Source organism: Paenibacillus sp. HB172176, assembly GCF_011947265.1.
In the GTDB taxonomy this organism is placed as follows: Bacteria; Bacillota; Bacilli; order Paenibacillales; family Paenibacillaceae; genus Pristimantibacillus.
This window is the reverse complement of record NZ_JAATHD010000009.1, coordinates 228,806-236,513: the sequence shown is the minus strand read 5'-3', so window position 1 is coordinate 236,513 and position 7,708 is coordinate 228,806. Positions and strand designations below refer to the sequence as shown.

Below are 7,708 nucleotides of genomic sequence, written 5' to 3'. Positions count from 1 at the left end.
CCTTGCTGCGATTCAGAGTCTGTGCAATCTCCGTGACAAGCTTCCCTTTGAGATGTAAGTACACGGTTTGATAACGTTCATACATGCGGCGTTCTTTTTCTTGCTTCATGGCTTGTGTAACTTCTTCTAACGATTTGTTCTGTTCCATCTGTATCCCAACCTGTCCGAATAACTTTCCTTACCTATTCGACAAGCAGGTCGCAATTTCCTTACCATAGTTTTCTAATACTTTAGTTCAACTTATATAGTTTTTTTATTTGAGCGGCAACATACATTGTATCTCCATCTTTCCCTCTCCGTCATTCCCTATTTGTTTTCCTCCATATCATCCGAGTGCTAGAACTTAAATTAGTTTCACGCAAACTATACTTCGGAATACCGCAAAAAAACTTTCGTGGACACTACAGAAAAAAAGTGGTATTTTTTTTCATAAGGATATTTTAATGGAAGTTGGCCAACTTTCAGGAAATTTAAAAGTGAGGTGGTAATTGTATGCGTCTTGTTGAAAGAAATAAGATTTTTGTTATAGTATTTGTGTGCTTTTGTTGTCTAATCATTGGAACTGCAACCATCTTTGCTTCTTATTCGTCTGAGATCAAAACAGCCTCTAAGCCGGGATATGTCTCTCAATCAGGTTCTGATCCACTTACTTGGAGTGATGTTAGCGCCACTACTACAGATGTGTCGTCAAATAAACGCCTTTTTTATAGCAATAATCCCGAAGAAATACCACTTATCAAACAACCATCAGGTGATGTTTTATCAAATGAAGGAATTATCTTCAACAGCGCATATAGAAGCGATGGTGGAAGAGTATACATGCATCACTATAATAATAGTCCCTCTTCAAATGTAACTGTTGCACTATTGGCTAGAAATGTTGGTAGCAGTTCGGGTTCGTTAACGATAGGTAAGTTTGGAGATGGTGCAGGGGCAACGTTATCAAACCCGCTCTCGGTAGGCGGAACAGCTGCCAAACAATATTTTAGTAATTCGCCTTTGAATACAACATTTTCAAGTATACCTGTAAACGGCTGGGTTACTGTTGTTTCAAAGACATTAACACCAGGGCAGACAACAAGCATGATCATGGATTTAACTTATAGTGGCACGTTCAGGCTTTACACAGCCTATGTTACACCGGCTTCATCATATGCTACACCACTTGCTTTTGCACAGGCGAATTATAATAGTTCAAGCGCTTATTTATGGTCGAATCAAGAATCGACTGTAAGAGGAGATGCACTGCACACCCGTCAGATTGATGTTTCTTTTAATCCCGATAATCTATACAATAGAAGACTGAGAATTAATAATAATTACCCTAATGATTCAGTTATTTCAACATCCGACTATACTTGGAATGTTTCAAGCCCTACTACTAGGACTCTCACAGGAAACTTTGGGCTTTTATATAAGGTAAATGTAAATACAGGAACTTGGGCGACCAATAGTAGCACAAAACAGCTATATGCTGGCTTAAATCCTCGGGGAGGATCTATGTTAGGTGGCGTATATTCATCGGTCGACATCCCCAATTTAGCCGGTGGATTCTCATTGCCATCAATTGCAGCGCAAACTCAAACAGCAAATATCGGCAGATGGGGTTCTTATTGGAGAACTGCTAATTTTGAATATATTTTACCAGGCGGTGCTAATGCCCCTAATATGATCTTATTTAGCGGATTTACACCATAAATTGACGAATGGAGGTATTCTTATGCAAATTGGCAAATCCACATACCTTATTTTATCAGCAGTCTTCTTCTTATTGCTGTTTAATGGCTGCGGGACAGAATTAAAATCTACGAACTCGTCTCATAACGCTCAGGCTGCTCCAAATCAGATCGAGGAGCACTTGGATCCGTCTGCAGGAGACGCGGACTTCGAAGAAACATATGCAGAGCAAGAAAAAGCGGCGACTGGATGGACGGAGAGCGAGTTGAAAGCGCTCGCCGAGATGCCCCCTAATGATTACGATCCGACGAAATTAAGTGCGGAGCAGCAGAAAATATTCGAGGAAGAACAAGCAGAAAACCATGAACGGCTGAAGGATATTAAGCTGTACATGTACACCGACCTCAAGACGGGAGAAAAATATTGGGAAGGCGCTTCCTTCGCTGATATGGGGGCTCTGCTATCATACGCAGTACACGATACTAGTATGTCTGGTGGATATATCCGCTTTCCCGGGGACGATCGCTTTCTCACGGAAATGACGAATTTTGATCCTGATTTTCTAGCGATCGATGCTATGAAGGCTGCAACAACGGCGTTTGAGCATTTACCGACGGTCAACCATATGGATATCTCTATTTATCAAAATACTTTATCTAATTTGGAGAAGCAGCAGCCAGGGACATTATACGGAGAGTTCACGATTAATCGCGAAGACTACGAGGCCGTGAAGCAGGACACTGCATTAACTGATGAGCAACGTTTCAAGCGTATTTTCATAGTAGACGATTTTAGCGCGAGATAAAGACTTCTAAAGCGGTGAGTAGAGAGCTGAAGCTCTCTACTCACCGCTTCGTCATACCCGAGTTGTTCTTTAGGTCAAGGCTCAAACCCTCTCTGACTAACAAATAATTCTTCCTCCGCGAACACCGCCCTAAGCCGATCGTACACCCGTCGATAAGCCTCAGGATGATACCACTCCTCCAGCTCCGCTTCCTCGTAGAAGCTCTGCATATGAAGCTGCTTCGAACGCTTCCCTCCGCTGCCGTCGCCCATGAAGTAATCGTCCACGCATACCCGGTTCACCAGGGGGCGCAGCTTCTCTGCGAAGAGCTCGGAGCTCGGCAGCACGGGGGCAATCGCGGCCTGAGCGGGAATGCCGGCTTCCTTCAAGACGCGAAGCGTCTCTAGTCGCGCCGCAATGGGCGGTGCGGAAGGAGTGAATCGTCTGCGCACCTCCTCGAGATCCGTTTCCACCGTCATGCTGACTCTCACTTTGCCGCCAAGCCGGGACAGCAGGTCTACATCTCTGCGCACCAGCGGACTTCGAGTCTGCACAAGCAGGAAATTCGGCTGCTCCCGAGCCATGACCTCCAGCAACGAACGCGTCACCTCTTCCTCATACTCAATAGGCTGATAGGGATCGGTGCTCGAGGACATGAAGATGGTGACGGGCCCTTTCGCTTTCGCTCTTCGCAGCTCCTTCTCGAGCAGCGCCGCAGCATTCTTCTTCACATCCACCCAAGATCCCCATGACTCGCCGCGAAACAGCGCGACCGGCATCCGTCGAACATAACAATAGGAGCAGCCGAAAACGCAGCCTGTATACGGATTCAACGAATGCGAATAGCCGTCAAGAAAGCCCGTTCCCTTGTTCAGCAGCGTCTTAGGACTCTTTGCGCCATACGCAACGCTCATCCCCGAGCAGCGCCTTTCTCAAGCTGAAGCAGCTTCTTCTTCATCTCCAGGCCTCCACGATAGCCGGTCAGGAAGCCGTCCTTGCCAATTACCCGGTGGCAAGGAACCGTAATTAACAGCGGATTGGCCCCGAGAGCCGCTCCAACCGCCCTGACGGCGGATGGCCGCTCGATCCTCTCGGCAATGTCCGAATAGGTGTGTGTCTCACCGTATGGAATAGCTTGCAGAGCGGCCCACACCTTTTCCTGGAACGGCGTTCCTTTAAGATGAATAGCCATTTCGAACGTTTCACGGTCTCCCAGCAAATATTGCGAAAGCTCCTCCAGATAAGGCTTCATGAAGGCATCGTCCCGCACCAAATGAGACTCTGGCATGCGCGCTTTCGCCCAGTCCTTCAATTCGGCGAGCGCCGCTCCCTCGGAGCCGACGAAGCATAGCCCTTCATGGGATGCTGCCGCATAGAGCCGCCAATCCTTGCTTTCTAGCTGCGACCAATACAGCTTGGGCGAAGCCTCCGCGGATGAATCCTCTAATTCATTCCCACTCCCGTTCTTATTGCTCATTGTCATGCGATTCAGCCTCCTTGGCATATTGCTGCTGCCTCCGGTAAGCCTCCGGGGTCAGACCTGTTAACTTTTTGAACAGGGTTATAAAATACGGAGCATTGCTTATGCCGACCCTGCCGCCGACCTCCGCTATCGGCAATTGCGAGTCGGTAAGCAGCGTCTTGGCCTCCGCGACGCGCACTTGCTGCGCATAGGCCATGGGCGTCAGGCCCGTTACCCGCTTGAATATGCGGTGCAGATGGAAGGGAGTGCCATGCGTTTCCTCGGCCAGCAAGCTCAGATTCAAGTTGCTTTGAAAGTTCCGATCCATATAGCTCTTGATCATGTCAACCCATTCTTCATCGGGCAGCATGGAGCCGGTCGGCCGGCATCGCTTGCAGGGACGGAAGCCTTCCGCCATCGCTTCGGCGGCCGTCCCATAGACTCGGACATTGTCCCGTCTCGGCTCCTTCGACTTGCAGGATGGACGGCAGAAGATGCCCGTGGTCTTCACCGCGTAGAAGAACTTGCCGTCATACTCGGCGTTATTGCTCACAACGGCTTCCCATTGCTCATCATTCATTCCCTATCACCTCTCTCCACAGTATAACCCGGCCGGGCCGCATCCGCATCGTCGGAGCAACAAAAAAGCAAGATATCGAAATCAGAGCAACGCAGATTAAGCGGAAGAAGCAGGGGACTTTTTTGCGAAAAAAGCATTGACAGCATATAAGGAAAGATGATACTATTTCAAACATAATCTTATACAAAGTAAACTAGTCGGAATTATTGGGTATGTTGACCGGTCCACCGGAGACACTCCTCCTTCATGTCAGGGAGAAGTGTCTCTTTCTGCATTAAGGCATGTTATTAATCCGACTAACCGCATGCGAAAAATAAGAATAAAGGAGAATGAACATGGGGAAATCAGATGGCAAGCCGGAGGGAAGAGCAGCGCAGCAGGAATTGAATGTTTTGTCCCATGTACTGGATGGCATTAAGGATATGAAATTCGGCACGATACAAATCGTTATTCATGATGGCAAGGTGGTTCAGATCGAAAAAACGGAGAAATACCGGTTGGATTGCAAATGATCGCATCCATCATGAGGTCGACGTTAATCAGCTATTTGCTGCTGCTTGTCGTTTTCCCGATCGGAGCGGTGTATGTCGAAGGCTTCTCCGACGGCTGGCATACTTTCTGGAGCAAAGCGCACGAAGGCGCCGTCGTTGAAGCGATTAAGCTGACTGTTAAGCTGAGCTTGATTACAGCCTTCATCCAAGCCGTCGTCGGTGCGATGATCGCTTACACGCTGGTGCGATTCTCCTTTCCCGGACGAAGGCTGCTGAATAGCTTGATCGATCTTCCATTCGCGCTGCCAACCGCTGTATCCGGGGTTATCCTTCTGACGATGTTCAGCCCGAACGGTCCGATCGGCGCTCTGCTGGCGCGCAATGGAATCGAGCTGCTGTATAACGAGTACGCGATTCTGATCGGCATGATTTTCGTGACGTTCCCGTTCGTTATCCGCGCGATACAGCCGTTGCTCGAGCAGCTCGATCCCTTCGAGGAGGAGGCGAGCGCAAGTCTCGGAGCGGGACGAATGCGAACGTTCCGCAGGATCGTTCTTCCCGTCATGATGCCGGGGCTATTATCGGGGAGCATGCTCGCTTTCTCCAGAGCGCTGGCGGAATTCGGCGTCATCGCGATCGTGTCGGGAAACTTGCCGAAGCAGACGCTGGTCGCCTCGGTACAGATCTATTCCGAAATCGAGAATGACGATCCGGTCGGCGCCGCAGCCCTGTCGATTATCATGCTGACGCTGTCCTTCCTGACGCTGTGGATGGTTCATGCCGCTGCGCGGCGAAAGGAGGGAGCGAATGAGTAAATTGCTGATCGGCGCGACGTATATTTTCTTTCTGTTGATTATTGTTCTGCCGCTAGGCTATGTCGGTTATGCAGCCTTCGGGCAAGGGTGGTCGGGCTTCATCGAAGCGATGACGAGAAGGGAGGCGCTGCATGCCTTTCAGGTTTCTTTTTCGATAGCAGCCATTGTGGTTGTGTTGAACGTCTTCTTCGGCGTCTTCCTGGCGCTCGAGCTGGTTCGGGGAAAATGGCTCGCGAGAAAGCTGAAGCCGATTCTGAACGCGATTGCGGATCTGCCCTTTGCCGTGTCTCCCGTTATTGGAGGACTGATGATTCTCTTGCTATTCGGTCCTGAGACGGTGCTGGGCGCGTTTTTCGGCAATCTCGGCGTGAAAGTCGTATTCGCGCTTCCGGGCATGATTCTGGCTACTTTATTCGTTACGTTTCCCTTTGTCGTGAGAGAGGTCGCTCCTGTTCTGGAGGAGATTGGCGAAGAGGCCGAAGAGGCCTCGCGCATACTTGGCGCTTCTCCGGCAACGACTTTCTGGAAGGTTACGCTTCCCGGCATTCGGTGGTCCGTCATCTACGGCATGATCTTGACGGTCGCCAGGTCACTGGGCGAATTCGGCGCGGTGCTGATCGTGTCCGGCAACATTATGAATGAAACGCAGACAGCGACAACCTTGGTGTATCAAGACGCGGGCAACTTCGATATGGTCAGCGCGAATTCGGCGGCATTGCTGCTCGGACTTGTGTCTGTCGCAATTCTATTGGCGCTGGAATGGGTGAAGCAGAGAAGGGAGAGGCAAGAGAATGGACATTGAGGTCAGGAATTTGCACAAAAAATACAATCAATTTCATGCTGTGCGAGGCGTGAATTTCAGGATCGCGAAGGGAAGGCTTGTCGGCTTCCTCGGTCCGAGCGGAGGAGGCAAAACCTCCATCTTGCGCATGCTGGCGGGCCTTGAGCAGCCTGCCTCGGGCGAAATCTATCTCGGCGGCGTTCTCGCGAACAGCATTCCTGTTCAGCGGCGAAGGATCGGCTTTGTGTTCCAGCATTACGCGTTGTTCAAGCATATGACCATCTACGACAATATCGCGTATGGGCTGATGGTTCAGAAGAAATCGAAGGAAGAGATTCGGCTCCGGGTGAACGAGTTGCTTAAGCTGGTCGGCCTCGAAGGCTCCGAGAGGAAATATCCGCATCAATTATCGGGCGGTCAGAAGCAGCGCGTCGCCTTCGCCAGAGCTTTGGCGCCGAATCCGGAATTGCTCCTTCTCGATGAGCCGTTCGCCGCCATCGACGCCAAGATCCGCAAGGAGCTTCGCAGCTGGCTCCGCGATTTGATTAACGAGCTCGGCGTCACAAGCATCTTCGTTACGCATGACCAGGACGAGGCGATCGAGGTTGCCGACGAAATTCTGGTCATTCATCAGGGGCGGTTAGAGCAGCAAGGCACGCCTTATGACGTCTATAGGGAGCCTAGCTCCGCCTTTGTCGCCAGGTTTATCGGCGAGTCGACGCAGCTTGCGGAGCCGGTGCAATGGGCTGCCTTCCCCGAGCTTCGGCAATTCCAGGCGGGAGGCAACTGGAAGGAGGGCGTGTCGGCTTTTCTGCGTCCCGAAGCGGTGGAAGTCAGGAAATCGGACACGGAGCAGCTTCCCTCTGCCGGGATAGGGGGAGTGGTTAAGCATATTCATTTCCGAGGCGACGCTTGGTGTCTGGAGATTGACGCCGGCGGAACGCGCATCATAGCTTATTCGCAGCAAGGCTCCTCTGATTTCAAAGTTGACGAAGTGGTGAACGTGCTTATTCGACGTATCACCGTCTTCACGCCGGAAGGCAGCGCGGTTCTGGGGAATCAAAGCTTGGAGGACCCCATGCCTGTATTTATATAGCTATTATTTTGGGAGAGGGAGA

At 50.5% G+C, this 7,708-nt stretch carries 9 protein-coding genes; 6 read left to right on the top strand and 3 right to left on the bottom strand.

What is annotated here, in order from left to right; translation table 11 throughout:
- The first annotated feature begins 492 nt into the window (after nucleotides 1-492).
- Together HFP08_RS14470 and HFP08_RS14465 are read left to right on the top strand one after the other, a co-directional pair.
- On the top strand, nucleotides 493-1,698 hold the full coding sequence (locus tag HFP08_RS14470) for a hypothetical protein (protein ID WP_168121292.1): 1,206 nt from the start codon (nucleotides 493-495) through the stop codon (nucleotides 1,696-1,698).
- Between the two features lie 22 nt (nucleotides 1,699-1,720).
- Entirely contained in the window at nucleotides 1,721-2,482 is a 762-nt protein-coding gene (locus tag HFP08_RS14465; RefSeq protein ID WP_168121291.1) for a hypothetical protein, read from the top strand.
- Nucleotides 2,483-2,556: 74 nt separating this feature from the next.
- Here HFP08_RS14465 and HFP08_RS14460 read toward each other — a convergent pair whose 3' ends face one another.
- The 3 genes from HFP08_RS14460 to HFP08_RS14450 are packed head-to-tail and all read right to left on the bottom strand — an operon-like array spanning nucleotide 2,557 to nucleotide 4,503.
- Nucleotides 2,557-3,375: an SPL family radical SAM protein gene (locus HFP08_RS14460; protein ID WP_168121290.1), complete on the bottom strand. Its 819-nt coding sequence runs from the start codon at nucleotides 3,373-3,375 to the stop codon at nucleotides 2,557-2,559.
- Nucleotides 3,372-3,944 (bottom strand): methylated-DNA--[protein]-cysteine S-methyltransferase, encoded by a 573-nt coding sequence (locus tag HFP08_RS14455; RefSeq protein WP_277345857.1) that lies wholly within the window; start codon nucleotides 3,942-3,944, stop codon nucleotides 3,372-3,374. Before HFP08_RS14455 ends, HFP08_RS14460 begins: the two co-directional genes overlap by 4 nt.
- Entirely contained in the window at nucleotides 3,928-4,503 is a 576-nt protein-coding gene (locus HFP08_RS14450; RefSeq protein WP_168121289.1) for a bifunctional transcriptional activator/DNA repair enzyme AdaA, read from the bottom strand. Before HFP08_RS14450 ends, HFP08_RS14455 begins: the two co-directional genes overlap by 17 nt.
- 335 nt (nucleotides 4,504-4,838) lie before the next feature.
- Between HFP08_RS14450 and HFP08_RS14445 the strand changes: the two genes are divergently transcribed.
- From HFP08_RS14445 to HFP08_RS14430, 4 genes are read left to right on the top strand one after another with little or no spacing between them, the layout of a single operon-like run.
- Complete coding sequence (locus HFP08_RS14445) at nucleotides 4,839-5,015, top strand: YezD family protein (protein ID WP_168121288.1); 177 nt, start codon at nucleotides 4,839-4,841, stop codon at nucleotides 5,013-5,015.
- Nucleotides 5,012-5,809 (top strand): sulfate ABC transporter permease subunit CysT, encoded by a 798-nt coding sequence (cysT, locus tag HFP08_RS14440; RefSeq protein ID WP_168121287.1) that lies wholly within the window; start codon nucleotides 5,012-5,014, stop codon nucleotides 5,807-5,809. Before HFP08_RS14445 ends, cysT begins: the two co-directional genes overlap by 4 nt.
- Complete coding sequence (locus HFP08_RS14435) at nucleotides 5,802-6,611, top strand: sulfate ABC transporter permease subunit (RefSeq protein WP_168121286.1); 810 nt, start codon at nucleotides 5,802-5,804, stop codon at nucleotides 6,609-6,611. Before cysT ends, HFP08_RS14435 begins: the two co-directional genes overlap by 8 nt.
- Entirely contained in the window at nucleotides 6,601-7,686 is a 1,086-nt protein-coding gene (locus HFP08_RS14430; protein ID WP_168121285.1) for an ABC transporter ATP-binding protein, read from the top strand. The genes HFP08_RS14435 and HFP08_RS14430 overlap by 11 nt, the downstream gene beginning before the upstream one ends.
- Nucleotides 7,687-7,708: the final 22 nt, after the last annotated feature.

What these genes read in the sequence shown, in the direction of transcription:
- HFP08_RS14460 (WP_168121290.1), bottom strand. Translation starts at nt 3,375, where the DNA reads ATGAGCGTTGCGTATGGCGCAAAGAGTCCTAAGACGCTGCTGAACAAG.
- cysT (WP_168121287.1), top strand. Translation starts at nt 5,012, where the DNA reads ATGATCGCATCCATCATGAGGTCGACGTTAATCAGCTATTTGCTGCTG.
- HFP08_RS14465 (WP_168121291.1), top strand. Translation starts at nt 1,721, where the DNA reads ATGCAAATTGGCAAATCCACATACCTTATTTTATCAGCAGTCTTCTTC.
- HFP08_RS14430 (WP_168121285.1), top strand. Translation starts at nt 6,601, where the DNA reads ATGGACATTGAGGTCAGGAATTTGCACAAAAAATACAATCAATTTCAT.
- HFP08_RS14435 (WP_168121286.1), top strand. Translation starts at nt 5,802, where the DNA reads ATGAGTAAATTGCTGATCGGCGCGACGTATATTTTCTTTCTGTTGATT.
- HFP08_RS14455 (WP_277345857.1), bottom strand. Translation starts at nt 3,944, where the DNA reads ATGACAATGAGCAATAAGAACGGGAGTGGGAATGAATTAGAGGATTCA.
- HFP08_RS14450 (WP_168121289.1), bottom strand. Translation starts at nt 4,503, where the DNA reads ATGAATGATGAGCAATGGGAAGCCGTTGTGAGCAATAACGCCGAGTAT.
- HFP08_RS14445 (WP_168121288.1), top strand. Translation starts at nt 4,839, where the DNA reads ATGGGGAAATCAGATGGCAAGCCGGAGGGAAGAGCAGCGCAGCAGGAA.
- HFP08_RS14470 (WP_168121292.1), top strand. Translation starts at nt 493, where the DNA reads ATGCGTCTTGTTGAAAGAAATAAGATTTTTGTTATAGTATTTGTGTGC.